The organism is Diplocloster hominis (genome assembly GCF_032380655.1).
Classification (GTDB): domain Bacteria; phylum Bacillota; class Clostridia; order Lachnospirales; family Lachnospiraceae; genus Diplocloster; species Diplocloster hominis.
Genome location: NZ_JAWDIY010000009.1, coordinates 19972 through 44490, shown reverse-complemented (window position 1 = coordinate 44490; position 24519 = coordinate 19972). Strand labels below are relative to the sequence as shown.

The 24519-nt window shown below is 53.3% G+C and carries 29 protein-coding genes; 13 read left to right on the top strand and 16 right to left on the bottom strand.

Annotated elements, in window-relative coordinates; translation table 11 throughout:
• Nucleotides 1–253 precede the first annotated feature (253 nt).
• Complete coding sequence (locus ABC831_RS10115; RefSeq protein WP_343248017.1) at nucleotides 254–1555, bottom strand: transposase; 1302 nt, start codon at nucleotides 1553–1555, stop codon at nucleotides 254–256.
• Between the two features lie 134 nt (nucleotides 1556–1689).
• Here ABC831_RS10115 and ABC831_RS10110 point away from each other — a divergent pair, with 134 nt between their 5' ends.
• From ABC831_RS10110 to ABC831_RS10075, 8 genes are all read left to right on the top strand, one after another.
• Complete coding sequence (locus ABC831_RS10110; protein ID WP_069431291.1) at nucleotides 1690–3279, top strand: PucR family transcriptional regulator; 1590 nt, start codon at nucleotides 1690–1692, stop codon at nucleotides 3277–3279.
• A 158-nt stretch (nucleotides 3280–3437) separates the two neighbouring features.
• The gene (locus ABC831_RS10105; RefSeq protein WP_343248016.1) at nucleotides 3438–4625 is read left to right on the top strand and encodes an S-methyl thiohydantoin desulfurase domain-containing protein; all 1188 of its coding nucleotides are present in this window, start codon (nucleotides 3438–3440) and stop codon (nucleotides 4623–4625) included.
• Between the two features lie 58 nt (nucleotides 4626–4683).
• Entirely contained in the window at nucleotides 4684–5793 is a 1110-nt protein-coding gene (locus ABC831_RS10100) for an S-methyl thiohydantoin desulfurase family protein (RefSeq protein WP_069431289.1), read from the top strand.
• Nucleotides 5794–5887: 94 nt separating this feature from the next.
• A complete protein-coding gene (locus ABC831_RS10095) occupies nucleotides 5888–7219 on the top strand; it encodes a cytosine permease (RefSeq protein ID WP_343248015.1) in 1332 nt (443 codons plus the stop codon).
• Between the two features lie 6 nt (nucleotides 7220–7225).
• A complete protein-coding gene (locus tag ABC831_RS10090) occupies nucleotides 7226–7942 on the top strand; it encodes an aspartate/glutamate racemase family protein (protein WP_343248014.1) in 717 nt (238 codons plus the stop codon).
• A gap of 15 nt (nucleotides 7943–7957) precedes the next feature.
• Nucleotides 7958–9400 carry an aminoacyl-histidine dipeptidase gene (locus tag ABC831_RS10085; protein WP_343248013.1) on the top strand — a complete coding sequence of 481 codons (1443 nt, stop codon included), beginning with the start codon at nucleotides 7958–7960 and terminating at the stop codon, nucleotides 9398–9400.
• Between the two features lie 188 nt (nucleotides 9401–9588).
• Nucleotides 9589–11229 carry a tryptophanase gene (locus ABC831_RS10080; RefSeq protein ID WP_343248012.1) on the top strand — a complete coding sequence of 547 codons (1641 nt, stop codon included), beginning with the start codon at nucleotides 9589–9591 and terminating at the stop codon, nucleotides 11227–11229.
• Between the two features lie 8 nt (nucleotides 11230–11237).
• Nucleotides 11238–11699: a GNAT family N-acetyltransferase gene (locus ABC831_RS10075; protein WP_343248011.1), complete on the top strand. Its 462-nt coding sequence runs from the start codon at nucleotides 11238–11240 to the stop codon at nucleotides 11697–11699.
• Between the two features lie 97 nt (nucleotides 11700–11796).
• On the opposite strand, the gene ABC831_RS10070 is transcribed toward ABC831_RS10075, so the two are convergent.
• From ABC831_RS10070 to ABC831_RS10000, 15 genes are all read right to left on the bottom strand, one after another.
• Nucleotides 11797–12003 (bottom strand): ATP-binding cassette domain-containing protein, encoded by a 207-nt coding sequence (locus tag ABC831_RS10070; RefSeq protein ID WP_343248010.1) that lies wholly within the window; start codon nucleotides 12001–12003, stop codon nucleotides 11797–11799.
• A gap of 32 nt (nucleotides 12004–12035) precedes the next feature.
• Nucleotides 12036–12254, bottom strand: a complete 219-nt coding sequence (locus ABC831_RS10065; protein WP_343248147.1) for an ATP-binding cassette domain-containing protein — start codon at nucleotides 12252–12254, stop codon at nucleotides 12036–12038.
• Nucleotides 12197–12376 carry a hypothetical protein gene (locus ABC831_RS10060; protein WP_343248150.1) on the bottom strand — a complete coding sequence of 60 codons (180 nt, stop codon included), beginning with the start codon at nucleotides 12374–12376 and terminating at the stop codon, nucleotides 12197–12199. Before ABC831_RS10060 ends, ABC831_RS10065 begins: the two co-directional genes overlap by 58 nt.
• 55 nt (nucleotides 12377–12431) lie before the next feature.
• Nucleotides 12432–12704, bottom strand: a complete 273-nt coding sequence (locus tag ABC831_RS10055; protein ID WP_343248009.1) for a hypothetical protein — start codon at nucleotides 12702–12704, stop codon at nucleotides 12432–12434.
• A 93-nt stretch (nucleotides 12705–12797) separates the two neighbouring features.
• A complete protein-coding gene (locus ABC831_RS10050) occupies nucleotides 12798–12959 on the bottom strand; it encodes a hypothetical protein (RefSeq protein ID WP_343248008.1) in 162 nt (53 codons plus the stop codon).
• 44 nt (nucleotides 12960–13003) lie between these two features.
• Nucleotides 13004–13795: a class I SAM-dependent methyltransferase gene (locus ABC831_RS10045; RefSeq protein WP_343248007.1), complete on the bottom strand. Its 792-nt coding sequence runs from the start codon at nucleotides 13793–13795 to the stop codon at nucleotides 13004–13006.
• Nucleotides 13796–14045: 250 nt separating this feature from the next.
• Nucleotides 14046–14747, bottom strand: a complete 702-nt coding sequence (locus ABC831_RS10040) for an L-2-amino-thiazoline-4-carboxylic acid hydrolase (protein ID WP_343248006.1) — start codon at nucleotides 14745–14747, stop codon at nucleotides 14046–14048.
• Between the two features lie 15 nt (nucleotides 14748–14762).
• Entirely contained in the window at nucleotides 14763–15368 is a 606-nt protein-coding gene (locus tag ABC831_RS10035; RefSeq protein WP_343248005.1) for a class I SAM-dependent methyltransferase, read from the bottom strand.
• A gap of 193 nt (nucleotides 15369–15561) precedes the next feature.
• Nucleotides 15562–16140 (bottom strand): TetR/AcrR family transcriptional regulator, encoded by a 579-nt coding sequence (locus tag ABC831_RS10030; protein ID WP_119980289.1) that lies wholly within the window; start codon nucleotides 16138–16140, stop codon nucleotides 15562–15564.
• A gap of 226 nt (nucleotides 16141–16366) precedes the next feature.
• The gene (locus ABC831_RS10025; protein WP_343248004.1) at nucleotides 16367–17812 is read right to left on the bottom strand and encodes a carbon starvation CstA family protein; all 1446 of its coding nucleotides are present in this window, start codon (nucleotides 17810–17812) and stop codon (nucleotides 16367–16369) included.
• Nucleotides 17813–18005: 193 nt separating this feature from the next.
• Nucleotides 18006–18752 (bottom strand): LytR/AlgR family response regulator transcription factor, encoded by a 747-nt coding sequence (locus tag ABC831_RS10020; protein WP_343248003.1) that lies wholly within the window; start codon nucleotides 18750–18752, stop codon nucleotides 18006–18008.
• 41 nt (nucleotides 18753–18793) lie between these two features.
• On the bottom strand, nucleotides 18794–20530 hold the full coding sequence (locus tag ABC831_RS10015; protein ID WP_343248002.1) for a LytS/YhcK type 5TM receptor domain-containing protein: 1737 nt from the start codon (nucleotides 20528–20530) through the stop codon (nucleotides 18794–18796).
• Nucleotides 20530–20778, bottom strand: a complete 249-nt coding sequence (locus ABC831_RS10010; protein ID WP_177809362.1) for a hypothetical protein — start codon at nucleotides 20776–20778, stop codon at nucleotides 20530–20532. Before ABC831_RS10010 ends, ABC831_RS10015 begins: the two co-directional genes overlap by 1 nt.
• Before the next feature lie 8 nt (nucleotides 20779–20786).
• Nucleotides 20787–21299 (bottom strand): ferritin, encoded by a 513-nt coding sequence (locus ABC831_RS10005; RefSeq protein WP_343248146.1) that lies wholly within the window; start codon nucleotides 21297–21299, stop codon nucleotides 20787–20789.
• Nucleotides 21286–21684 (bottom strand): Fur family transcriptional regulator, encoded by a 399-nt coding sequence (locus ABC831_RS10000; RefSeq protein ID WP_343248001.1) that lies wholly within the window; start codon nucleotides 21682–21684, stop codon nucleotides 21286–21288. Before ABC831_RS10000 ends, ABC831_RS10005 begins: the two co-directional genes overlap by 14 nt.
• A 193-nt stretch (nucleotides 21685–21877) precedes the next feature.
• Between ABC831_RS10000 and ABC831_RS09995 the strand changes: the two genes are divergently transcribed.
• The 5 genes from ABC831_RS09995 to ABC831_RS09975 are packed head-to-tail and all read left to right on the top strand — an operon-like array spanning nucleotide 21878 to nucleotide 24517.
• Nucleotides 21878–22288, top strand: a complete 411-nt coding sequence (locus ABC831_RS09995) for a rhodanese-like domain-containing protein (RefSeq protein ID WP_343248000.1) — start codon at nucleotides 21878–21880, stop codon at nucleotides 22286–22288.
• A 2-nt stretch (nucleotides 22289–22290) separates the two neighbouring features.
• Nucleotides 22291–22707, top strand: a complete 417-nt coding sequence (locus ABC831_RS09990; protein ID WP_119980183.1) for an RrF2 family transcriptional regulator — start codon at nucleotides 22291–22293, stop codon at nucleotides 22705–22707.
• Nucleotides 22708–22716: 9 nt separating this feature from the next.
• On the top strand, nucleotides 22717–23040 hold the full coding sequence (trxA, locus tag ABC831_RS09985; protein ID WP_333559093.1) for a thioredoxin: 324 nt from the start codon (nucleotides 22717–22719) through the stop codon (nucleotides 23038–23040).
• Nucleotides 23041–23050: 10 nt separating this feature from the next.
• Nucleotides 23051–23974 carry a thioredoxin-disulfide reductase gene (gene trxB / locus ABC831_RS09980; RefSeq protein WP_343247999.1) on the top strand — a complete coding sequence of 308 codons (924 nt, stop codon included), beginning with the start codon at nucleotides 23051–23053 and terminating at the stop codon, nucleotides 23972–23974.
• A 12-nt stretch (nucleotides 23975–23986) separates the two neighbouring features.
• Nucleotides 23987–24517, top strand: coding sequence for a ClbS/DfsB family four-helix bundle protein (locus tag ABC831_RS09975; protein ID WP_343247998.1), 531 nt, complete (start codon nucleotides 23987–23989; stop codon nucleotides 24515–24517).
• The last annotated feature ends 2 nt before the right edge of the window (nucleotides 24518–24519 follow it).

Below are 24519 nucleotides of genomic sequence, written 5' to 3'. Positions count from 1 at the left end.
ACGTGAGTTTTGCAAAACCGATACACAATATATAGTGTTCGAGTAAGTTAAGCGGAACCGTTTATTGTATTTCTTCTTGAGCAAATCGGAGTTTTGCTCAACCCTGTATTTAATTAAAGAGATGAGCAAAACAGTTGGAAGGAACTGCCCCCAAACAAGGCAAACGGGAATCAAAAGAGTTTGGGGCATCTCAAGGGCGCAAAAACCACAGCGCGGTAACCGCCGCACCTGAAGAAGGTATGGAAAAGGCAGATCAGGCGGAACGCCGAAGCTGTTTGGCAGAACGGTAGGAGTGAGAGCCGTGCAGAACGGCGGCCAGCGCAACCACTAAGGCAGAGATATGAGCCAGTGTGTTGAGATTAGCAGCACTGCTGCCATTTCGAACCCAGAGCCTTTCTTGACCAGATGCCTTAAAGCGGGAGTTATAACGCTCACACTCTGTACGCAAGGCATAGATACGCTTAAAATGCAGGCATTCCCTGTCAATGGAAAGTCTGTAGTCTGTTGGAATGGTCTTATATTTGGTGCATCCCCGGTTCCTCTTGCCGTTGTTCCAGTTTTTGTGGTTACAAGGGCAAACACCGGTTTTGGACTGGCGGAAGGGGCAGCAGTATTTCTGCCGGATCCCCCCTTTGCCATCGGTGGTCTTACCATCCTTGTGCATAGCCAGCCCGGCCTCACAGACCGGATTACCGGCAGAAAGCGTTTTAGAGGCTTTCGTGCCGCGTGGATTGAGAGGGATAAATGCCTCGCCCTCATAGACTGTTTTTACGGTATTGTAGATGCTTTTCACATCGTAGCCCTTGTCGGCAAGGAAGGCGCACTCTTTCAAAGAAATCGTCTGATCCACGGCCGCGAGGATGTCAGCGGCGACGGCAGAATCGGAGATATTGCCCGGCGTGGTCAGCTCGTAGAGCGGCAGACCGGAGATGCAGTCCACCAGCACATGGCTTTTATAGCCCCAGTAGAACTCATACCGCCGCTCATTGTGCTGGTTGGAGGCCGAGTGGACACCCAGGGCGCAATCCGGATCTGCTTTGGGCTGCTTTTCCGGGTTGAATTTATCCTTGGTAAAGGACTTGGGATTGTTCTGCTTTGTATTTGCTGCAACGGGTGTGGAGTCCAGACCAATAAATGAGGCATCCACAATCCCCATCTCATAGAGCTTCTTCACCAGATCCGCCATGATCGACTTCAACGCACTGTTGTCCAACTGCCGCAGGAAGCGGTCATACGTCCAGTAGGACGGCAGCGGCTCCATGATGTTAAAGCCGCAGTAGTGGGCAATGAGCCGGTTGTTGTCCAGATAATCCGCCAAATCTGCGATTTGTGAGAAACCCTCACATTTCATAACGATAAAAGCACAGACCATGGCTTCTTTGGGGAAGCCCCGCCGCCCGGTTGCCGCTTTGGGCAGCGTGAAGTCCAGACTGCTGAAAAGCTTGTCGTAGAACATGGCGGCGCTTTGGGATGTAAACAATGTCACATCCTGAATGATTTCCTGTCGGTAGATAGCGGCCAGCCCCTTTCTGGTTGGTGTGATTTGCAACTTCATTTTACCAGAATGGGGCTCCGCTTTCTATATCAATGGAGTGATTTTCGGTTTCAGCCATGGCCGGAATCCCTTACAATCTCTACTCTTTTGGAGTTTTGCTCATGGCTGTTTAATTACTGTAGGAGGTGATGCGAATGATCACGGTCGCGGATGTCATGAAACTACCATCTATGTATGGCGCAACTATTCTCGCAGGCCATGCCGGAATGTCAAACCCTGTTGAATCAGTTACCGTTTTGGAGTATGGGTGGATTACCAACACGTTGGATGAATTATTTTCCAAAACCGAGTTTCAAGGGAATGATCTGATTATTACCTCGTTTGCCACAATTGCAGACAATGTTGAGGCACAGTGCGAAAACATCCGTAGATATCAAGCAATGGGGAGCGTTGGGTTTATCCTTTTTTACATCGGGTTGATCCTTCCAAGCGTGGATGATCGGGTTATTGCCTGCTGCAATGAACTTGATTTAGTATTGATTACCATGCCCGAGGATATAAGGACCCATAAATATAGTGACGTGATTGGCGACATATATCATGCGATTTTCAAGGATCAACAGGCAGGTTCAAATTATGTAAGTACACTTATTCGCCGGTTTTCTAATCTTCCTGCAGAGCAGCGCAACACAGGCACATTACTTCGTATGCTCAGCAACCACCTGCAGGCATCGATTATTCTAACTGATTACAAAAAATCAATCAGCAATATCGTGTGCTGGCCGCAATCGCTATCGGAGCTATTAAGCAAGGACCTGAAAAAACAACTGCAAAAAATGCAGGGTGAACAAGCGGTCAAGATTTCTTATGATGATGGTGCAGGTTATTTGCAACACTGCCCAACACTTTTGGAGGGCAAAGAAGGTTTCGACTTATATACATTTAAGTACAATGAATTACTATCAAGGGAAGATCTGTGGCAAGCGAGTGAATTTGTCCAGCTATATAGCCATATTTGGAATAAAGATCTGGGAAAACTTGTAACATCAGAACTGGTTCGAGCCATCATTGACGACGACCCCTTGAAAATGAGGCGATTAGCAGACTTGTTCCAAATTAATGTTGCAGAGTTGAATCAAATGTGGGTGTTTGATTCTGTTGATTCTTCAGAGCCGGATTTGAAATTGCTGAGGAAATGCACAGAGTACTTTTCCGGAATATACAAAACGGTTTTGGTCGGTTACTATGAATCCAATATGGTGATTTTTGCCCATGCTCCCAAAACGGCAGGTGAACGAGATGCTATCGTGCAAGATTTCATTAACGAGTCGGCGGATTCTTATAGTAACTACATAGTGGTTTGCTGTGATTGCCTCAATACGACCAATGATGCCCATAACGCATACTTTGATGTCATGCAGTATGCTTCTTATGCCAGAAGCATCTACCCACAAAAGCGCGTCTTACGTCCATCGGATGTGTCCTTCGCCTCAATATGCGCAAAGGAAGCTGCTTGCAGGGAAGCTCAGATTCACTATCTAAAAATCATAGAAGACATTGAAGCAACGCCTGAGTTGCTGACAACCTTGACCGCATATTTGCTAGACCATGAGAGCAGCATGGCCAATACCGCAAAAGCACTTTGCTGCCACATCAATACGATAAAATATCGATTAAATGCTATCCGCGACAATACGGGCTATTCCCCATCTAAACCAGCAGACGTATATCCACTACTGATTGCTGTAGCAATCAATCGCATGAGGAACTCCGAAAATGAATAATAAAAGAAAAGAGCGGCGGATTTGTCCATTTGGACAAATCCGCCGCTCTTTTCTTTTGCCCTTATAATAAATACAATCGCACGCAACTGGACTTATAATAGTTATTAAGCTGTAGTGCATATTGCACACAGAAATAATTTACATAGGAGGACTTCAAGATGCCGCGTGAACTTACAGCTTGCGAGATCGACAGCATCATGGTCGGAGCGACGTTCCTTGGTGCAGGTGGCGGTGGTCCGCTGGATACCGGCCGCGAACTGCTGAAAAAGCAAACATCCGGTTCGTATTCTATCGACCTCTATTCCATGGACGAGATCCCCGAAAAGGAACGGGATGCAACGTATGGCGCGATGGTCGCCTGTTTGGGTTCTCCGCAAAAGATCAAGGAGAATGGTACCTTTGGTCCAGATGGAGTGGCGTGCTTTGATGCCTTCAAAAAGGCGATGCTGCTGCATGGCAAGGAGATCAAGTATCTGTACTCCGGCGAGATGGGCGGTATGAACACGATGGTTCCGATGTTGGTTTCCATTATCGCAAAGCAGCAGGGTGGATCTTCAATTGGCCTTCTCGATTTTGATGCCAACGGAAGAGCCGTCCCCGAACTCAACACCAGTCTGAATGCCGCTCGCGGCTTCGCTCCGAATCCTGTCGGGCTGGGTGCGCTGCCTACCGTTGGAGGGAAATCTTGCACCGAGTGTATTATCGAGTGCGAAACCGACACCGAATCTGAGGCGATTTGCCGGAAGCTGTGCGAGATTTACAACTCTCAGATTGGATTCTCCACTTGGGCAATGAGCGTGAAGGAACTCAAGGATAACAGCGTGCTCGGCTGCGTAAGCACCGCCGAAAGGATCGGTGAGAACATCAAGATGATTCAGAAAAAGCCAGAGCTTGATCTGACCGGCGTTTTGAATGATGCCGGGTATGCTTGCCGCCGTTTGATCCGCGGAAAAATCAAAGACAAGATTATTGAGGTCGTTCATGGCTTTGATTTGGGGCGAACGGTCATCTGTGACGATGAGACGGGTGAGGATTACACGATCTGCTTCCAGAACGAGAACCTCTATGTGTATAAAGGACCAGAGCCGACGGAAGAGAATGTGCTGATCACAGCGCCGGAGCTGATCTCTGTATTCTGCCGTCTGGACAAGAACGGAGACCCCTATTATCTGCCTGTTGACAACTCCACGACTGAAGTCGGCATGTCCGTTGATGTTATTGTCTCCCCCGCTGACAAGAAGTGGTGGGCGGAAGATAAGCGTGCATACCGCTGCTGGGTAAAAACGCTGCGGGATGCCAGATATCACGGTGCACAGATCGACTACAACGGCGCGCACATTAAGTAAAATCACCAAATAGGGACAGCTCTACATAATTAAAAAACAAGAAAAGGAGATTTTCAAAATGAGAAAGCTGTATGAACAGGACATTATTGAGATTCTGTATGGTGCGACCCTGCTGGGCGCAGGTGGCGGCGGTTCTTTGAAACAGGGACTTGGGATGCTGGACGGCCTGAAAAAGGACGGCAATGCGATTGAGGTTGACCTGCTGGATTTGGATGAAATCGGTGATAACGAGTATGCAGCCGTGGTTTGCGGTCTTGGCTCTCCTGTTGCCATGCTGGATCCCAGCAAGCCTGCGTTTGGCCCCGATGCGGTTCATGCGTTCAAGGCCTTCCAGAAGGCATTTATTGCCGAAGGCAAGGAAGTCAAGTATCTCCAGTCTGGCGAGATGGGTGGCTTTAACACGTTCACTCCTATGCTGGTGGCTATTCTGTCCGACAAAGACCCCGCCAAGCGTATCAAAATGGTGGACGTGGACTGCAATGGCCGCGCCTGCCCGGAGCTGAATACCACACTGACAGCTTACTGGAATCATCCTCCCAAGCCCATGGGACTGGGTAGCCTGCATGGCGATGAGGTTGCTGTTTATCCGGTCAGCGACCATTCCGGCGAGCAAATTGCGCGTGCGCTGTGTATGCTGTATGACATGCGTATCGGTTTCTCCACATGGGGCATGAACAAGGCCGAGATGCGTGAGGCACTGGTTCCCGGCTGCGTTACCAAGGCGCAGAAGATCGGTAAGGCGATTCTGTCCGTCAAGGCCAATGGCGGCGACCTGATGACTGAGCTTAAGAAAGCGTTTGAGGTGCGTGAGTTCTGTCATGGTACCATTGAAAAGCTGGACATCACAGCCGAGGGCGGCTTTGACTTTGGTACGACTGTTGTTAAGGGCGAGGACGGTCGCAATTACTTCATCGACTTCAAGAACGAGAACCTCATCCTGCGTGATGAGAAGGGCGATACCATCATGACTGCTCCCGAAGGTATCGGCATGATCGACATGGATACCCTGATGCCTCTGACCAATGCCGATACCAAGGTTGGGATGAAGGTGCTGGTCACTATGACTCCTGCCCACCCCAACTGGTGGGATGCTGACCGCAAGCCCTATGAGTGCTGGCTGCCTGAGCTGAAGAAAGTCGGCATGAAGGGCGACCAGGTTCGTTACTAAGCGTATATTTCCAGGGGGGAGTGCCAATTCTCTCGGCACTCCCCCCGCCCATCTCACGACTCAACAGTACTAAAAAGAAAGAAGGGAGAACATTATGGAAGAGAGAAAGCAAAAGAAACCCAGCTCCGCAATGGAAACCACGACATTGACGCGAGTACCCGAGAGCGAAAGACGTCCTTGGTGGAGCTTGGCATTTATCTGGGCCGGCAGTGTCATTTGTATTCCCGCGCTGATGGTGGGCAGCATGGTTATGGCGGGTATGGACTTCAAGCAGTCCTGCCTGTGCATGGTCATCGGCTACGTCATCGTAGTATTCTATATGTGCTTAATGGGCATTCAGAGCTCCGATTTGGGGTTGCCCTGCACCGTTGCGATTTCTCGCGCTTATGGTGTGCGAGGATCATCCTTCCTTGTATCACTCGTGATCGCTATCAGCAATATCGGTTGGTTTGGTTCTCAGACAGCTCTGTGCGCCACCAGCTTCTGTAACATTATGAGTGGATACCTGCACATCGATTTCCCCCTGTGGCTATCCTGCATCATTTGGGGCTCGTTGATGTTTATCACCTCCGTCTATGGCGTGAAGCTCATTGATTTTTTGAATCGTGTATCTGTTCCTGCGCTGTTCATCATGCTTATCTGGGGAGTTATTGCTGCGCTTATGCGTGGTGCGGCTGCCGCAGTGACGGTCTATCAGCCGCCCATGGTTCTTGGCTGGACCTATGGAATTACGCTGGCGGTGGCAGGCTTCGCCTCTGGTGCAGTTACCTGTGGTGACTATACACGATATGGAAAAAACCGGAAAGACACCATTCTCTCCTGCGTCGTTGGTGTTCTGCCTGCCGGTATTGGCGCACTGGTCATCGGTGGTTTCTTAGCTGTCGCTATGGGCAACTTTGACCTTTCTGTGGTGTTCTCCAGCTTCGGGTTTCCCATCATCGGCATGCTTGTGCTGATTCTTGCCACGTGGACAACAAATACAGGCAACGCGTATATCTCTGGTATTGCTATCTGCAATATGTTTAAGCTGAAGGATGGTCGGCGTCCGGTCGTTACATTGATAGCAGGCGCAGCAGGAACCGCACTGGCGCTACTCGGCATCGCTGATGTGTTTGCCGGCTTCCTAAATATCATTGCGGCACTGGTTCCCGCTGTTGCCGGCGTTGCTATCGCCGACTACTGGATTATGGGAAAAGGGCGCGCGGATCTGTGGGAGCCGTTTGAAGGAGTAAATTGGATCGGTGTTGTATCGTGGCTGGCAGGCGCCGCTGTCGCCAAGTGGGGAACGTTCTTTGTACCCACGCTTATGGGTATTGTCGTGGCCATTGTTGTTTACTGCCTTGGTGCACTGATCATCAAGAATGAGAAGATCAATCCTATTTATGCGATGAACCTGAAACTTACACAGACTGCTGAAAAGGAGTGAATTGTAATGAGTGTCAAGATCCTGAACCTGCTTCCCGTCACGGGGGATGTGTTGACACCGGAAATGTTCAAGTATATGTGCAAATATTTGGAACCTGATACGGAAGTACAGACGTATCAGATCACTTCCGGACCTCCCTCTATCGAATGTGAGTATGATGAGGCTTTGGCTGCGCCAGATGTTCTAAGACTTGCCAAACAGGGAGAAGAAGACGGCTTTCAGGCAATCTTTATCAACTGCTTTGGCGATCCTGCAGTAAAGGCAGCACGCGAGTATGTGGACATTCCTGTTTTTGGCGGCTTCGAGCCAGCAACACACTTTGCACTGGGACTTGCCGATAATATTTCCATCGTGACGGTGATGCCGAACGTGGTATCCCTTATGGAAGGGAATGTATCTAAGGCTAAGCTGAATGGCCGTATTGTCAGCATCCGTAATGTCAACATCCCAGTAGAGGAATTGCAGGATCATGAGAAGCTCTGCAAAGCATTGGTCGAACAGTCCCTTCTTGCTATCCGAGAGGATGGCGCACAGGCAATCGTTATGGGCTGCACAGGTTTTGTGGATGTGGCAGAACGCATCAAGCATGATCTGTTGGCTGAGGGCTACGATGTTCCCGTCCTGGAGGCAGCGCAGTCTGCTTTAAAGCTGTGTGAGGTATACGCCAAAATGGGGTTGCGGCAGAGCCGTTTGACGTACATGACCCCACCGAAACGAAAGTAACAGGAGGGAAAAAACATGAGTGTGCTTGCTAATTACGAGCCGAAAAGCGTGTTCTCATATTTTGAGAAGCTCTGCACTATTCCCCGCGGATCAGGCAACACAGACGGCATAGCATCCTACCTGATCAGTTTTGCTAAAGAGCGCGGACTGGAGAGCTACCGGGATGCGGCAAATAATGTGATTATCCGCAAGCCCGCCAGTGCAGGGTACGAAAACGCTGATACGATTATTCTGCAGGGCCATCACGATATGGTCTGCGAGAAGAACGAAGGCGTGGACTTCGACTTCCTCACCGACGGTATCCAGATTTATGTGGACGGCGATGACATCCGCGCCAAGGGTACAACACTGGGCGGCGACAACGGTATTGCTGTGGCAATGATCCTTGCGATCCTGAGCGATGACTCTTTGGCACATCCTCCTATTGAAGCCCTTATCACTGCCGACGAGGAAATCGGAATGCTTGGCGCGTTTGCTCTTGACTGCACCAAGCTGACCGGTCACAAGCTGATCAATCTGGACTCTGAGTATGAGGGTGTACTGATGTGCAGTTGCGCTGGTGGTGTGAATGTGCGCGGCAAGCTGCCTGTCTCCTTTAAGGAGGCTACGGGCACTGCTGTGACCGTTCAGATCAAGGGCCTTACCAGCGGTCACTCCGGCGTTGAGATCGACAAGTGCCGTGCCAATGCCAATGTACTTATGGGCCGTCTGCTGGCTGAGTTGAGCGAGAGCACCTGCTACAAGCTGGTCGCTCTGGAGGGTGGCGCCCGTGAAACGGCTATTGCCCCCATTGCTTCCTGCGTGATACTGGCTGATGATGCCGCTGCAGTGGTACAGAAGGTCTTGGAGCTAGGTGCCGTGTTCGCCAAGGAATATGCTACCACCGAGCCCAATATGGTCGTTGATGCCGCCGCTGGTGATACCAGAACAGTATCTGCATTGACCTGTGCCGACACGAAAAAGGTTGCCAAAATGCTGGTGGCTCTGCCCGACAGCGTACAGGAAATGAGCGTGGACATGCCTGGCCTCGTCCAGACTTCCACCAACCTTGGTCTGATGAAGCTGACTGATAGTGACATGACCTTCTCCACCACGACCCGCAGTTCCATGACTACCCAGAAAGAATGGATCGTCCGCAAGGTGCGCGCCATTGTGGAACTGGCCGGCGGAGAAGTGACAGTGGACGGCAACTATCCCGGCTGGGCTTACAACCCCCATTCCGTGGTGAAGGATACCGTACTGGTATGCTATAAGGAACTGTTCGGCAAGGAAGCCACCGTGGATGCTGTACACGCCGGCATCGAATGCGGCCTGTTCTCTGACAGTATCCCGAATCTGGACTGTGTATCCATCGGCCCCAACATGGGTGATGTTCATACTCCTAATGAGCACCTGAGCATTGCCTCCACAGAGCGTACCTATCGACTGCTCTGTGCTGTTTTGGCAAAGAGCAAGTAATTACTCTCTAACTTGCATCGTTCATTTCCAGGGGTCCTGCCCTGTTCTTGCTACCTCTAACTTCGGGGCAGGCCCCTCTCTTTACGCGATTATATCTGCGATGCTGTCCGCCAAGTGTTTTATAACACCGACCGGGGTATCCTCTAAATTCACGCCGCAATGCGGCATCAATCATGGAGGTCAGTATCATGAATAACAAGTACACATTACCCGTTCCTGCGCCCCATCATTTTTCTTTTGCTGTCCGCGACATCCCCGATGTGACGGTAGAACAGCGTGAACGTGTGCTGAAAGCACTGCACTACAATGAGTTTGCTTTCCCCGCTGGCATGCTGACGGTGGACATGCTCTCCGACTCCGGTACCACTGCCATGACCAACCACCAATGGGCAGCTCTCTTTATGGGCGATGAAGCCTATGGCCGCAATACCGGCTATTATGTGCTGCTGGATACATTCCGCGACATCTTTGAGCGCGGCGGCGAGAAGAACTGGAAGAAGATTCTGGATCTGGTCCGTACCGACTGCCGCGATGTGGAGAAGATGATAGAAGAAGTCTATCTCCGTGAGTATGAGGGTGGTCTCTTTAATGGTGGTGCTGCCCAGATGGAGCGCCCCAATACTTTCATCATTCAGCAAGGCCGTGCTGCCGAATCTGTGCTGATGGAAATCGTGAAGAAGATTCTCGCCGAGCGTTATCCCGGTAAGATCTTCACCATCCCCTCCAACGGTCACTTTGACACCACTGAGGGCAACATCAAGCAAATGGGCTCTATCCCTCGCAATCTGTACAATAAGCAACTGTTGTATGAGGTTCCCGAGGACGGCCGCTATGAGAAAAATCCCTTTAAGGGCAATATGGACTTGGATAAACTCCAGGAGCTCATTGATGCTGTTGGTGTAGATAATGTCCCGCTGATTTTCTCCTGTATCACAAACAACCCCGTCTGTGGTCAGGCCGTGTCCATGGCCAACCTGCGTGCAGTCAGCGAGATCGCGCATAAGAACAACATCCCCTACATTCTGGATGCTGCCCGTTGGGCTGAGAACGCGTATTTCATCAAGAAGTTCGAAGATGGATATGCCGACAAATCCATCGCCGAGATCGCTACCGAGATGTTCTCCTACTGCGACGGCTTCTGCATGTCCGCCAAAAAGGACGGCCACGCCAACATGGGCGGTATGCTGGCCTTCCGCGACAAGGGCCTATTCTGGAAGAACTTCTCCGACTTCAATGAAGACGGGACCACGAAGATGGACGTGGGCGTTCGCCTGAAGGTCAAGCAGATCTCCTGCTATGGCAACGACTCCTATGGCGGCATGTCCGGCCGTGACATTATGGCGCTGGCTGTTGGTATGTACGAAAGCTGCGACTTCAACTACATGGAAGAGCGCGTGGCACAGTGCAACTATCTGGCTGAGGGCTTCTACGATGCCGGCGTCAAAGGCGTGGTGCTGCCCGCTGGCGGCCATGCCGTCTATATCAATATGGATGAGTTCTTCGATGGCAAGCGCGGTCACGACACTTTTGCCGGCCAGGGCTTCTCCATCGAGCTGATCCGCCGCTACGGTATCCGCACCTCCGAGCTGGGTGACTACTCCATGGAGTACGACCTCAAGACGCCCGAGCAGCAGGCAGAGGTGGCCAACGTGGTACGTTTCGCCATCGACCGCAGCCGTCTGACCAAGGAGCATCTGGACTATGTCATTGCTGCTGTAAAGGCACTCTATGAGGATCGTGAGAGTATCCCCAATATGCGTATTGTTTGGGGCACGAACCTGCCTATGCGTCACTTCCACGCATTTTTAGAGCCCTATCCCAACACCTGATATTGTGTGTGGAGATAAAGCTTTTTTGTAGCGGCAACGAGCATCCGATTTCTTCCCTCATCCGCCGTACACTGGTGGAGGTAAATGCTATCGACTGCCCTTCTCATGAGATCGCGTATCTCTATGGCAGGTATGAACCTGATACGATTGCAGAAATCGCAAAAGCGGGTCATACCTATGTGCTTTGGCATGATGGTAAGATTATCGGTTGCGGCTCGGTAGTTCCTGATGAGAATACGCCAGAGATCGTTGCCGCGTTCTTGCTTCCAGAGTATATAGGGCGGGGGTACGGACGGAAGCTTTTTGAAGTGTTGGAAAGTGATGAACTATGCACAATTGCAGGTCGCGTATGGCTCACATCTTCTGTGACCGCCATGCCATTCTATGAAAAGATGGGGTATACTTGCCGCTTCGGCTATCGAAACAGAGGCGGTGAGGACAACCTAATCGAGATGGAAAAGAGTTTGTGATTAGAATGGCCATTTTTTCTCTCCCTACGGAATTGGGCACCTCTCTACGTTGCTTGCGTAGGTAGGTGCTCAATTTTTTCGAAAAAATATAAAAATATCAATAACAGGAGCGTATCTGATTCTGAACCGAAACATCAAGCGCGGAAACCGGCTCATCGCAGACAATGAGTGCTGGGTCGAGGGCGATGGCGCGGGCAATACCTATCCTCTGGCGTTGCCCGCCGGAGAACTTGTGGGGGTAGCGGAAGAGGAACTCCTCCGGGATACCGACGTCGCGCAGAAGCGAGGGCACGCGTTCGGTCATTTCCTCCCTTGTGTGGCAGAGCTTGTGCGTTTTCAGCGGTCCGCCACAATGTCGCGCACGGTCATGCGCGGATTAAGGGAGGCGTAGGGATCCTGAAATATGAACTGCATACGACGACGGTATGGGCCGAAATCATTCTCACCAAGCGCGGTGATATTAGTTCCGCCGAACGTTATCTCTCCAGACGTCGCCTTTATGAGCCGGATAAGCGCTCGTCCAAGTGTCGATTTGCCGCAGCCGGACTCACCCACGAGGGCAAGAGTTTCACCCTTGAATATCTCAAGTGACACGTCGGAAACGGCGTGTACTTTTTTCTGTTTTTCAGAGTGAACTCCTTTGCCAGCCCCTTGGCCTCAAGCAGAATTTCGCTCATAGATGCACCTCCGGTATGCTGATACAGCGCACAAGATGACCGGGAGATACCTCTTTTAGCTCTGGCACGGCATTGCAGCAGCTCGGACGCCTGCACATTCCGCAAATTCCGCCGCAGTCCGGCGGGGCGGTATAGGTAAAAGGAGCGCCTGCCCCAGCAGAAAGTGGAGCGGCAGCAGGCACGGCCCCTTGGGCGACAGCCGCCGGTTCAGCTGCCGGATGTCGGCGAGCAGCGCCTCGCGGTTCTCGCAGGGGCAGGGAAACAAGCTCCCCGTCTTGATGTCCGCCAGCGTGGGCGCGCCCTGCCTGACTAGTATTTCTTCGGACATTTGCTCTCGCCTCCTTTGAATGTTTATTGGTTAGCATGCTCTAACCATATAGTCCTTGAGAAGCCGCCCGAAAGCGGCTCTCCAAAGATCACCTCAAGAACGGGAACGGCTCCTTCTTTTCGCATATCTTCTTTTGGATATCCCCGTGGCATAACCGGTGGCGTCAATGACAGCGCGAAAGGCTTTTTCGTCCAGCGGCTCCTGAGAGAGGATCACCGCCTGCCGCCGCGCCCCAATGCCATGGTTCTCATCCAAGTAAGCCTCAGATGCAGACCAGCATTGCTGATGTCATCGATGCTTTACTTTATTCCCAGCAGCAATGTTGAGCCGCGAAGCATCAGGCGTTTGGCTTCCTTCGGTGTCATGAAGCTGCCGTCGGTCGTGTCGATCAGCTCCACGCGCTCATAGTCCATATCCCTAAGCTTTTGGACAAATGCCTGCATATCGCCGTATCTACTGGGCGACATCAGGTCATGGATGGCATATGTTCCACCCTTTTTCAGAACCCGCAGTGTTTCCAGCAGAAGTGCCTGCTTGTCTGCTCCTGTGATATTATGATAGACATAGTTGCTGGTCACCGCGTCGAAGCTCTCGTCGGGGAAATCCAGCTTTACGGCGTTCCCGCGCCGGAACGAAGCGTTTTTCACGCTCTCCGCAGCGGCGTTTTTTTCGCACAGCGGCAGGCTGAAGGAGGCGTATTCCTTGCCCCAACGGTCAATGCCGACCATTTTCCCCTGCGGATTGCGCTTTGCGCAGGCAATGGTCAGCGCGCCGCTGCCGCAGCCGATATCCAGTCCCACGCCGCCCTCCGGCAGCGTGATATGCTCCGCCGTGCCGTCAATGATCTCCTTTGAGAGTTTGCGTTCGCCGTCATAGGAAAAGCTCCGATAGGCATACACGCACCACTCGGTGTACTTTGCATAGATGACAAAGGCGATGCCGAATACCACGCCCAGCACGACGCGCAGCTTTCCGCTCACACCGATGCCAAATACACCGAAAACGAGCAGCAGCGCAAGGGACAGCACCGTCCCCGCGATGAGCAAAAACAGCATTTCCTTGGGGATCCAGTTTTTGTAGTCAGGCTTCATTCTTGGGACTCCTTTCTTTTCTAACGGTCTTCATGCAAAAATCCCAGCGGTCGTCGCCGCGACCGAGCGTTTTCCTTCGATGCCCGACGATCTTCGGATGCAGACCGGCGTAGCTGATGTCATAGCTGTTGCAAAAGCAGCGGCACCTCCTTCAGCAGCGCCGTCAGGCCGCGCCCAGTGTTGTTCCCAGGAAAGGAATCATGATTCCGAGAAAAGTTTCCATTTGCTTCACCGCCTTTGCGTTGCAGTATCATTTGTTTCTTCTGAATCCTGCCTCGTCCCGGTATTCGGGATGTTCCTTTAAGTACGGGTCTTTGTCGCCGCAGATGGTATAGTCGCATTTGCAGCCGTCCACGCAGGTGGTCGTCCGCACCAGCCTTGCGTGGAGCAGCTCCATGGAAGCATAGTCCACATTGCACAGGGCGGGCATGATATCCGTAAGGCCGTGCCGGATGGCAAATTCCGCTGCCGGACACGATGTAAATTCATAGTAAATAGGTTTGTCGGTTTCATACGGTGCAACCGTCATCTCGTAATCGTGCCATTTGTCGCAGCCGCCTTTCGCCTGCACAAACGCTCTGTACATCAGCTTCCTCCAGAACGGCTTGTTGCAGTCCACAAACCGCAGCCTGCGGAAGATCGGCAGGATCAGGTTTTCCTCCATCTCCTCGATCTCGCGGAAGGATGTGACGGCTTTGCAGACTGTGTAGTAGCTCATGATGGCGATGCAGTCGTAGGTGCCGCCTACGCCGTTGTGGAAGTTCCGCTTGCCGCCCAAATCGGTACGCCAGTCGGAGAGAAAGTCCGCATACTGCCGCTGTACCTGTTCCCATATCGTCTCCCGCTCCGCTTCCGGATAGTGCAGGGCGATTTTCGCCAGGATTTCTTTCTTGCAAGGCTTTGAATACAGCACATGGCCTTTGCGGTCGAATAGGAGCTTCTTGTCTTTCATCTGTCTGCTTCTCCCTCATTTCCGCGCCGTAATGCAGAGCCAGCCTTTCTTTTTGTGTATCTGTACATCGTGAAAGCCCGCCTGCTCCAGATACGTCTTCAGCTCGGCGTCCTTGTAGATGGTCATGCCGCCGATGATCTCCGTCCACTTCTTGTCCTTGTCCGTATCGCCGTTGCTTTCGTTGCAGATGAGTAATGTCCCGCCGGGCTTCAGCACCCGGTAAACCTCCCGGAAGCACTGCGGCAGATTGGGCCAGAAATAGACGGTTTCAAACGCCGTGACCGCATCGAACCAGTCCTTTGCGAAAATGATACGCTCCACGCTGCCCTGCCACACCACGCAGCGCCCCTCCTGAATTGCGGCTCGGTTGAGGCTTCGAGCCTTCTCCACACTGACGGGCGAATAGTCGATGCCCTTGACAATGCCCTGTGGGCATTTTTTCAGCAGCCTTTTCATGTTCGCCCCGCCACCGCAGCCGCAGTCCAGCACCTTGGCGTCCGGCGCAGCATTCAGAAATTGAAGCCCCCACCGGGCCACGGCGCTGTGCCCGACATTCATCATGGCGACCATAATTTTCCCGCCAAAGCCTACGGGCTTGCGGGTGTTTTCAATGAATGACATATCACACCTCCATTTTTACACACTCGGCTGAAGCGATCGTACCAACCGGCATCTCTGTCCCAGAAATTCTTTCGTCCTTTCATAGCCGTCCTTTTATCTGCGGGAAATAGCTAACCGATGCTTGTGCGGTTTTGCGGTTAGATGCAGCTAACCGCCCCGCCGTGGAAAAGCCGCACCTCTGCGGCATTTTGTCTTATTCAAATAACTCCCTGCAAGCGCCGCATACCAGCGTTTGAAGCGCCTGCGGGTACAACTCCCCGATCTGCTCCCTGTGGGAGACCGTCAGGATCAATCCCCGAACTGTAGCGGCGGCAAGAGAAACGCCGCGCTTAGGCACGAGGTCGTGTTTCTCCAGCAGCTCACGTATGTGCGCTTCGCCGTCGTGATAATGCTCCCTTTTGACGGGTTCCGGAAGCCTTTGCAGGAGCAGCTTCGCGTCGTTTTCGATGAAAACCATATCGCCGGTGTCGGAAAGCCGCTTGCAAACGGCAAGAACCGCCTTTGCCACGCGCTCCGATGGCGGCACGCCGCCATTTTCGCTCAACGCCCGGTCAGCTACATTGTAAAGCTCCGAGTGGACTCCCTCTAAAACCGCGAAGAAAAGCATTTCCTTGGATTCGTAGAATTTATAAAAGGAGCCCTTGGCGATACCCACGGCCTTCGTCAACTGATCCACGGAGGTCTTCTTCATTCCTAACGTCACCGCGCAACGTCTCGTTTCCTTCAGCAGCGCCTTGCGAAGCTGTTCGGTTTCGTAATCGGTAAAAGCCAAGACTGTGCCTCCTTGAAATATGACCACTTCGGTTCTTTCAGTCATATTATACCGTGTTTCCTTCAATTTGGCAAGGGGCGGGATAAATATACTGCGTTAAAAAGCAAAAGACAACGCTTGGGCGGCTATTGCCGCGGAGCAAAATAAATCAGGGGCGAAGTCATTCCCATGAATGTCCCCGCCCCTTTGCGTGTTCTATATTATCTTCGACAGGCTATCTTACGGCTTACTGCGCTGATTCGTAAGGAGTTTCCTGAACAGGCGTGTTGGCGTTTTTGCCCTTGCCCATTACGCAGCTCCACAGAAACACCCCGAGGCAGGCCGCGGCGAAAGCGATTCCCACCGGATATGCAACGGAGGTGGGGAGCTTAAAGCCCTCCTGCGCCATCAGTATATAGGTGCAGGATACGGCGGACATGAAGCTCGCAGGAACCACGGTGATCCAATAGTTCCTCTTCCTGCGGAACAGGTACACGCTGGCCGCCCAGAGGGCGATCATGGCAAGGGTCTGGTTGGACCAGGAGAAATACCGCCATACGATCTGCACATCTACCTGTGTCAGCACCGCGCCTACGGCGAGCAGCGGCACGGTTAGAATCAGGCGGTTCTTGACCGGCTTCTGATCGTAGTTAAACCAATCCGCCAGGGTCAGCCTCGCGCTGCGATAGGCGGTATCCGCGGAGGAAACGGGACAGGCGATAACGCCTATCATGGCGATCACCGCGCCCACGGGGCCAAGCAGGGTAAAGCATATATCGTATACCACTACGGACTGTCCCTGAGAGAGAGCCTCAGCAAGGCCGCCGGTACCGTTGTAGAAGGCCACTCCCGCAGCAGCCCATATCAGGGCTATGATGCCCTCCGCCACCATAGCGCCGTAAAATACCTTTCGTCCGTCCTTTTCCGTCCTGATGCAGCGCGCCATCAGTGGCGACTGAGTGGCGTGGAAGCCGGATATGGCCCCGCAGGCCACGGATACAAACATGATGGGCCAAATGGGAGTGTTAGATGGATGCAGGTTTGTCAGGGTGATCTCGGGGATGTGGTAGCCCTTTAGCAGTATGCCGCCGCCCACGCCGAGCGCCATGACGATAAGGCATATACCAAATACCGGGTAAATTTTACCAATCACCTTGTCGATGGGGACGAATGTGGCGATGAAGTAATAAACAAGCACCACGACCAGCCAGAACTTGGTATCCAGCACCTTAGGGGTGAGCATGGCTAGAAGATTGGCAGGGCCGGTAGAGAAGGTAACGCCCACGAGCACCAGCAGCACCACGGAGAACACGCGCATCACCTGAAGCATACCCTTGCCCAGGTAGGTTCCGGTAAGTTCGGAAACGCTGGCGCCCTTATGCCGCATAGACATCATGCCTATCATAAAATCGTGGACTGCGCCGGCAAAAATGGTGCCCAATGTGATCCAGAGAAATACGCTTGGGCCCCAACACGCGCCGGCAAGCGCGCCGAATATCGGGCCAAGGCCTGCGATGTTCAAAAGCTGAATGAGAAAGACCCTCGGCGTGCTCATAGGCACATAGTCCGCGCCGTCCGTCATGGCAAGGGAAGGCGGCGTCCTGTCATCGGAGCCAAAAACCTTCTCCGCTATTTTCCCATAAGTGAAAAAGCCTACGATCAAAACCACAAGACATACAAAAAAGCTAATCATTCTTTTTCCCTCCTTATTTTCTTTTTGTACGGTTCCATCTTCCGTTTATCCGAGGTTTTGGGTATTTTGTATTATACATAAAAGAAAAGTTAAGGGAAGCTTATTTGCGCCAAGTGTATATTGCGCTGTGTAAAGTGTAAAATGCGCGGCATAAACGGAGCCAGCACATCGGCTGCCGGCTCAAAGCGTCTCTTTAGAAATCCCAAAGCTGACGCAGGGTTTTTATCTTTTCCCTGCTCACGGGCAGTATATTTTGCTCATAGCCCTGCATTTTAAGGGCAAATCCATTATTGGCCCAGGGGAGGATCTCGCTTATGTAGCTCAAATTGACCAGAAAGCTCTTATGTATCCGGCAAAAGCCGCTGCCGGCGAGCTTCTTTTCGTATTCTCCCAGCAGCGCGTTTTCAACGTAATCCTTGCGGGTGGTGTGGATAACGCATCCCCGTCCCAGGGTTTCGATATATACGATCTGGTCAATATCCAGCAGCACGATAGTCCTGTTGATATTCACCGGCAGGCGGCGCGAGGTATGGAGCTGTTCCCTGCCCTGCCGCGTATCCGCTGCTTTAGCAGCCTCGCCCTCCAGTTCCCTGCGGCACTTTTCCAGCACGGTATGCACCCTCGCCGGGTCAAAGGGCTTTAGCAGGTAATTGTTTACCCCCAGCTCAAAGGCCCTTACCCCGTATTGGGAATAAGCCGTGGCAAAGACTATCTGGGCGGCGGGCAGCAGCTTTCTTGCCGCGGCGGCTAACATCGTGCCCTCCATATCGTTTAACCCGATATCCACGAACAATATATCAAAGTCATTCTCGCTCATCAGCGCAAGCGCGCTGCTTCCGCTGTCCGCCTCTGATATCTCGCTCTCCGGCATCGTATGCAGTATCTGATATATCAATTCGTTTCTGGCGGAGCGCTCGTCGTCTATCACCGCAATTTTCATACGCTTTCTCCCCCGTTCATCCTTCATACCCATGCTTTGCCTCAAACCGCCCGTCCCTGCGCCGAAATCGCCGCAGGCTCCCCAAGATCCTCGATCTTCCCCAAGGGGATGCGAAAAGCCACCCGGGAGCCATTTTCTGTAACGGTGATCTGTAATCCCCCGTCCTCTCCGTAAAGGCTTTGCAGCCGCTTATGCACATTGAGCAGGCCAACGCCCTTGCCTTGCCCTGCCTTTAAGCTCCGTACCACCTCGTCGGGTATGCCGGAGCCATGATCCGTCACAGCGATGACCGCCGCATCCTCCTTTGTCTCCGCGCTGATGTTTATAATGCGGAAGCCCCTTTTATCCACGCCATAGCGCACCGCATTTTCCACAAGAGGCTGCAGGATAAAAGAGGGCAGGACGCAATCCAGCTCCTCCTCAATATCAAATTCCACAGCCAGCTTTTCTTCAAAGCGGGCCTGCTCCAGCTTGAGATAGTTCATTACCTGATATAGCTCTGTGGAAAGGCGTATCATGTATTGTTCATTCTCCAGGGTCTGCCTGTAGTATAAGGACAGGGTCAAAAGCAGCTCTCTGGCTCTGTCCGGGTTTTCGCGGCATACGCTGGATATGGTGTTCAATATGTTGTACAGAAAATGCGGGTTGACCTGATTTTGCAGAGCCCTAAGCTCGGCCCGCTTTCTCAGCCGCCTCTGATAATCCAGATCCGAAAGCTCAAGCTGGGTAGAAAAAAGCCGGGCCAGCTCCGTGACGATTATCAGGTGGGGCTTATAGCCATGCCAACGCTTTTTCACGATGATAGCCAGTGAGCCCACCACCTTGTCCTGCTCCACGAGCGGCGCGGCGATCACCACATTACCCTCCAGCACCGGACAGAAGATCTCCCGCTGATCGCCTTGGGCGGTATATATCTCCATCAGCGCATTTCCCGTCCGGATTGAGTCGGGTATGGGCGCGATGAGCGGGCAATGCTCGAGCGCCTCAAATTCGCCCCCTCCGCCGACCTTTGCCAGCACCTCCTTAGCGTCAGTTATCATGACCGCCTCGCAGTCGGTGGAGTGGTGGATTATCCTCACCGCCTCCGCCATATCCTCCCTGCTGTGCAGTCCGTTTCTTAAATGTGGCAGGCTTTTTTCCGCAATGGCAAGGGCTATCCTCATTTTCTCACCGTACAGGCTTTCCTCCACCAGAAAAATACGGTTGAAGACCCCGATAAATACCATCATGCCAAAAGAATTCATCAGTATCATGGGAAGGGCTATCTTCTCCACCAGCGCGATCGCCGCCGAGTATGGCCTCGCCACCAAAAGGATGATGGCCATCTGCCCCATCTCAGCCACCGCCGTGAGCAAAAACAGCTCCCCGCCTCCGATTTCCCCCGCCTTGAATTTGCGGGAAAACGCAGCCCCTATGGCGCCCTCCATTATGGTAGACAGGGCGCAGCTTACCGCAGTAAAGCCGCCGATGTCGAAAAGATATCGATGGATCCCTCCGATCAGGGCGGCTCCGACGCCCACGTACGGGCCGCCCAAAAGCCCCGCGGCCATCACGCCGATGACGCGGGTGTTAACGATTGCGCCCTGAATAGGCACCCCGATATAGGTGGAGCAAATGCTGACCATGCCAAAAATCAGGGAAAGCCAAAGCCGACTGCGGAATGTCTGCTTTTCCTCCAGCAGGAGGGCCCTCACCGGTGGCAGATTGGTCAGCATGGTAGCGATCAGAACGAGAAGCCCTATATTGAGAAGCAGGTTAAAAAGCATGCTGTCCGCCATTATCCGTTCTCATCAGGCAGCTCCGGATCTTCCTTGGCATTCTCCGTCGCGCCTGCCTGTTCCTTAGGCGTCCCATCGCAATTCCTGCCCATCCTGCAATAATGCGGACAGCCGCCGCAGAGCTTGCCGCCCGCCTTCGCTCCTTTTTTTCGGGAATCCTCGATGAGCCAGTAGGCTCCACCTATCAAGGCAAGCACCGCTATCATCACGGCCCAGTCTACCGGGGTCATATTTGCAAATACGCTCATCTTCTCTTTTACAACACCAGCGAGGGCACGGCGTAGACCCGGGCCTTCAGCTCGCTGTTGAGCATATACAGCCCCTTGCTGTCACCGCCGAACAGCTCCATCTTGGTGATGAGGTCGGCGGCATTCTTCTCCTCCTCGCCCTGCTCCTTGATGAACCAGTCCAGCATCTGCATGGCGCGGAAGTCCCTGGCCTCGTATGCGGCGGCGAAGATGGCGTCGATGCTGGCGGTGACGAGCTTCTCATGCGCCAGTGCCTTTTTCAGCGGGGTCATGTGGTCGCCGCGTTCCCACTCCGGCTTTGCGACGGCCTCAAAGGTGACACCCTCGCCGTTATTCTGCAAATACTGATAAAACAGCATGGCGTGATCCCGCTCCTCCTGCGCCTGCACCCGGTACCAGTTCTCAAAGCCGTCTAAGCCCACGGAGGCGTAGTAATTGGCAAAGTCCAGATACAGATAGGCGGAGTAGAACTCCTTGTTGATTTGCTCGTTGAGCAGCTTCGATACATTAGCGTTCATGATGCTTCTCCTCCATAATATTGTCTTTTTTTTGCTCCCGGCAAGCGGGGCAGATGTACCGGATCCTAAGGTCGTAGGAGAGGATCTTCTGCCCCAGTGCCTTCTGGATCCGCTCCTGCATATCCGGCAGGCGAACGTCCGTGATTTTCCCGCACCGGCTGCAAATCAGGTGATCGTGCCGTTCCGTCCGGTCGTACCGGTCCGGCGAACCCGGCTCGGTGATGCGGAGCAAAAGCCCCTCCTCCGCCAAACCGTTCAGGTGCTTATATACCGTACCCAGAGCGATGCTGGGGTGCTCCTTTTTCATCTCCAGGAACACCTGCTCCGCAGTGGGATGCCGCTGCAGCTCCGTGACGGCGGCCAATATCTCCTCTGCGTATTTCGGCATACTGCACCCCTCCAAAAGCAAGAACTATTCTTATTCTCGTTTTCCATTATACGCATATTCACCCTGTTGTCAACAGCTATGGAGGGCTTCCGTTGAAAAAATTGGTGGAAAAGCTTGACACACCAAACTATATCTGTTATAGTTACAGTATAAACTGTACCAGTGACAAACACAGTTACATTGGAGGTTAATTATGCGTCAGATATTACTCTTTGCGGCACTTGCCGCCTCGCTGGCACTGCTGGCTGGCTGCACGCTGTCCAAAACAAAAAAGGACGCGCCCGGCAAGGCGGCGTATCATAAGCTCAGCGCCGAGGAAGCCTATGAGATGATGACCTCGCAGGAGGTCGTGGTGGTGGATGTTCGCACCCGGGAGGAATACGACGGCGGGCATATTGAAAACGCCGTCCTTGTGCCCAACGAGAGCATCGGGAGCGAAATGCCCGAGGCGCTGCCCGATAAGGAGGCAACGCTGCTGATCTACTGCCGCAGCGGCCGCCGCAGCAAAGGCGCCGCGGAAAAGCTGCTATCGCTTGGGTATCAGAACGTCTACGACTTCGGCGGCGTCATCGACTGGCCCTACGAGCTTGTGAAGGAGGGATAAGGGTGGACAGTTCCTTTAATCTGGCGGTTCACGCGCTGGTCTGCCTGAGCCACAGCAGACGATCACTCAGCAGCGAAGCGCTGGCGGAGAACATCTGCACCAACCCCACTCGCGTCCGCCGCGTGCTGGCGGGGCTGAAAAAGGCAGGGATGGTGGAGACCCGGGAGGGCCTGGACGGCGGCTATCGCCTGACGGCAGACCCCGTGAGCCTGACTCTGCGGCAGGTGGCGGAGGCGGTGAACGCCCGCTTTGTGGACTGCGCGTGGCACAGCGGGGACATTGACCGGGACTGCGCCATCTGCTCCGGTATGGCGGGCGTGATGGATGCGCTCTACCGGCAGATGAATGAACAGTGCGCCGCCTATCTCTCGCACATCACGATTACAGATATTGAAACACAACTTTTTGCACACAAATAGGAGGATCTTATGATGCTTACCATTACGACCAACAGCTTTGAAAACGACGTTCTCCGCGCGGACAAGCCCGTGCTGGTGGATTTCTGGGCACAGTGGTGCCCCTACTGCCGCCGCATTGCCCCGGCCTTCGACAAGGTGGGCGAGCAGTACGCAGACACGCTTATCGCCGGCAAGATCAACTACGACGAGGAGCCGCAGCTCATCGAGCGTTTCGGCATCGACACCATCCCCACGCTGATGCTCTTCAAGGACGGCAAGGTGCTCGGCTCTGTTGTTGCTCCCGCCTCCAAGGCGGCTATCGAGGCGTTTATCAAGGAAACGCTGGCACAGTGAGGACACGATTATGGATCAGATCTATGATATGATCGTCATCGGCGGTGGACCCGCCGGTTACACCGCCGCCCTGTACGCCGCCAGAAGTGGACTTTCCACGCTGGTGCTTGAAAAGCTCTCCGCCGGCGGGCAGATGGCGCTGACGGAGCAGATCGACAACTATCCCGGCTTTGAGGACGGCATCGACGGCTTTACGCTGGGCGAAAAAATGCAGCAGAGCGCGGAGCGTTTCGGCGCGGTGACGGAGCTGGCAGAGGTGTACAAAGTAAGTCTTTCCGGCAAGATCAAGACGTTGGAAACCAGCGAGGGCGTCTTTCAGGGGCGCACGGTGGTCATCGCCACCGGCGCGTCGCATCGTCCCTTGGGCGTTCCCGGCGAGGAAACGCTCGTTGGCAAGGGCGTTCACTACTGTGCCGCCTGCGACGGCGCGCCCTATCGGGGCAAGACCGTGGCGGTGGTGGGCGGCGGCAACTCCGCCGCGGCGGACGCCCTCGCCCTGTCCCGCATTGCAAAGAAGGTCTATCTCATCCACCGCCGCGACAGCCTGCGGGCGACGAAGGTCTATCATGAGCCGCTGATGAACGCGCCCAATGTGGAATTCCGCTGGAACAGCACCGTTTCCGCGCTGCTGCACGAAAGCCGCCTGACGGGGCTTCGTTTGAAGAATGTCCTGACGGGTGAGGAACATGACCTTGCCTGTGACGGCGTGTTCGTCAGTGTGGGACGCGCCCCGGCGACGGAGCTGTTCCGAAGCGAGCTGGCACTGGACAAATCCGGCTACATCATCGCGGACGAATCCACCCGCACGAATCTTCCCGGCGTGTTCGCCGTGGGCGACGTGCGCACCAAGGCGCTGCGGCAGGTGGTCACCGCCGTATCGGACGGCGCGGTGGCTGTCCACTATGCAGAGGAATATCTGGCGGAGAATTGGTAAGGGAGGGATATTTTGAGAACATACAAGGATAAAGCGGAACTCAAAAATGAGATCAATCAGAGCTTTGAGGAGTATATTTCCGAATTTGATACGATCCCGGAACCCCTGAAGGATAAAAGAGTTCCCGAGGTGGACAGAACCCCGGCAGAGAATCTTGCGTATCAGGTGGGGTGGACAACACTGCTTTTGAAATGGGAGGCCGATGAGAAGCACGGAATGGGAGTGAAAACACCATCAGAGCAGTTCAAGTGGAATCAGCTGGGCGACCTGTACCAATGGTTCACAGATACCTATTCTCCTTTGTCCTTGGCGGAATTGAAGGACAAATTAAATGAAAATATCGCCGCGATCCAGACCATGATCGATTCCATGAGCGAGGAGGAGCTGTTCCAGCCGCACATGAGAAGGTGGGCGGATGACGCCACCAAAACAGCGGTGTGGGAGGTGTACAAATTCATCCATGTCAATACCGTCGCGCCCTTTGGAACGTTTCGGACGAAGATCAGGAAGTGGAAAAAGGCAGTGCTGATGGTAAGGAAATAAAC

What these genes read in the sequence shown, in the direction of transcription:
- ABC831_RS10085 (WP_343248013.1), top strand. Translation starts at nt 7,958, where the DNA reads ATGAGTGTGCTTGCTAATTACGAGCCGAAAAGCGTGTTCTCATATTTT.
- ABC831_RS10040 (WP_343248006.1), bottom strand. Translation starts at nt 14,747, where the DNA reads ATGAAAGACAAGAAGCTCCTATTCGACCGCAAAGGCCATGTGCTGTAT.
- ABC831_RS10010 (WP_177809362.1), bottom strand. Translation starts at nt 20,778, where the DNA reads ATGAGCGTATTTGCAAATATGACCCCGGTAGACTGGGCCGTGATGATA.
- ABC831_RS10080 (WP_343248012.1), top strand. Translation starts at nt 9,589, where the DNA reads ATGAATAACAAGTACACATTACCCGTTCCTGCGCCCCATCATTTTTCT.
- ABC831_RS10055 (WP_343248009.1), bottom strand. Translation starts at nt 12,704, where the DNA reads ATGTCCGAAGAAATACTAGTCAGGCAGGGCGCGCCCACGCTGGCGGAC.
- ABC831_RS10070 (WP_343248010.1), bottom strand. Translation starts at nt 12,003, where the DNA reads ATGACCGAACGCGTGCCCTCGCTTCTGCGCGACGTCGGTATCCCGGAG.
- ABC831_RS10025 (WP_343248004.1), bottom strand. Translation starts at nt 17,812, where the DNA reads ATGATTAGCTTTTTTGTATGTCTTGTGGTTTTGATCGTAGGCTTTTTC.
- ABC831_RS10045 (WP_343248007.1), bottom strand. Translation starts at nt 13,795, where the DNA reads ATGAAGCCTGACTACAAAAACTGGATCCCCAAGGAAATGCTGTTTTTG.
- ABC831_RS10000 (WP_343248001.1), bottom strand. Translation starts at nt 21,684, where the DNA reads ATGCCGAAATACGCAGAGGAGATATTGGCCGCCGTCACGGAGCTGCAG.
- ABC831_RS10020 (WP_343248003.1), bottom strand. Translation starts at nt 18,752, where the DNA reads ATGAAAATTGCGGTGATAGACGACGAGCGCTCCGCCAGAAACGAATTG.
- trxA (WP_333559093.1), top strand. Translation starts at nt 22,717, where the DNA reads ATGATGCTTACCATTACGACCAACAGCTTTGAAAACGACGTTCTCCGC.
- ABC831_RS10015 (WP_343248002.1), bottom strand. Translation starts at nt 20,530, where the DNA reads ATGGCGGACAGCATGCTTTTTAACCTGCTTCTCAATATAGGGCTTCTC.
- ABC831_RS10035 (WP_343248005.1), bottom strand. Translation starts at nt 15,368, where the DNA reads ATGTCATTCATTGAAAACACCCGCAAGCCCGTAGGCTTTGGCGGGAAA.
- ABC831_RS09995 (WP_343248000.1), top strand. Translation starts at nt 21,878, where the DNA reads ATGCGTCAGATATTACTCTTTGCGGCACTTGCCGCCTCGCTGGCACTG.
- ABC831_RS10110 (WP_069431291.1), top strand. Translation starts at nt 1,690, where the DNA reads ATGATCACGGTCGCGGATGTCATGAAACTACCATCTATGTATGGCGCA.
- ABC831_RS10060 (WP_343248150.1), bottom strand. Translation starts at nt 12,376, where the DNA reads ATGAGCGAAATTCTGCTTGAGGCCAAGGGGCTGGCAAAGGAGTTCACT.
- ABC831_RS10100 (WP_069431289.1), top strand. Translation starts at nt 4,684, where the DNA reads ATGAGAAAGCTGTATGAACAGGACATTATTGAGATTCTGTATGGTGCG.
- ABC831_RS10115 (WP_343248017.1), bottom strand. Translation starts at nt 1,555, where the DNA reads ATGAAGTTGCAAATCACACCAACCAGAAAGGGGCTGGCCGCTATCTAC.
- ABC831_RS10090 (WP_343248014.1), top strand. Translation starts at nt 7,226, where the DNA reads ATGAGTGTCAAGATCCTGAACCTGCTTCCCGTCACGGGGGATGTGTTG.
- trxB (WP_343247999.1), top strand. Translation starts at nt 23,051, where the DNA reads ATGGATCAGATCTATGATATGATCGTCATCGGCGGTGGACCCGCCGGT.
- ABC831_RS10105 (WP_343248016.1), top strand. Translation starts at nt 3,438, where the DNA reads ATGCCGCGTGAACTTACAGCTTGCGAGATCGACAGCATCATGGTCGGA.
- ABC831_RS10095 (WP_343248015.1), top strand. Translation starts at nt 5,888, where the DNA reads ATGGAAGAGAGAAAGCAAAAGAAACCCAGCTCCGCAATGGAAACCACG.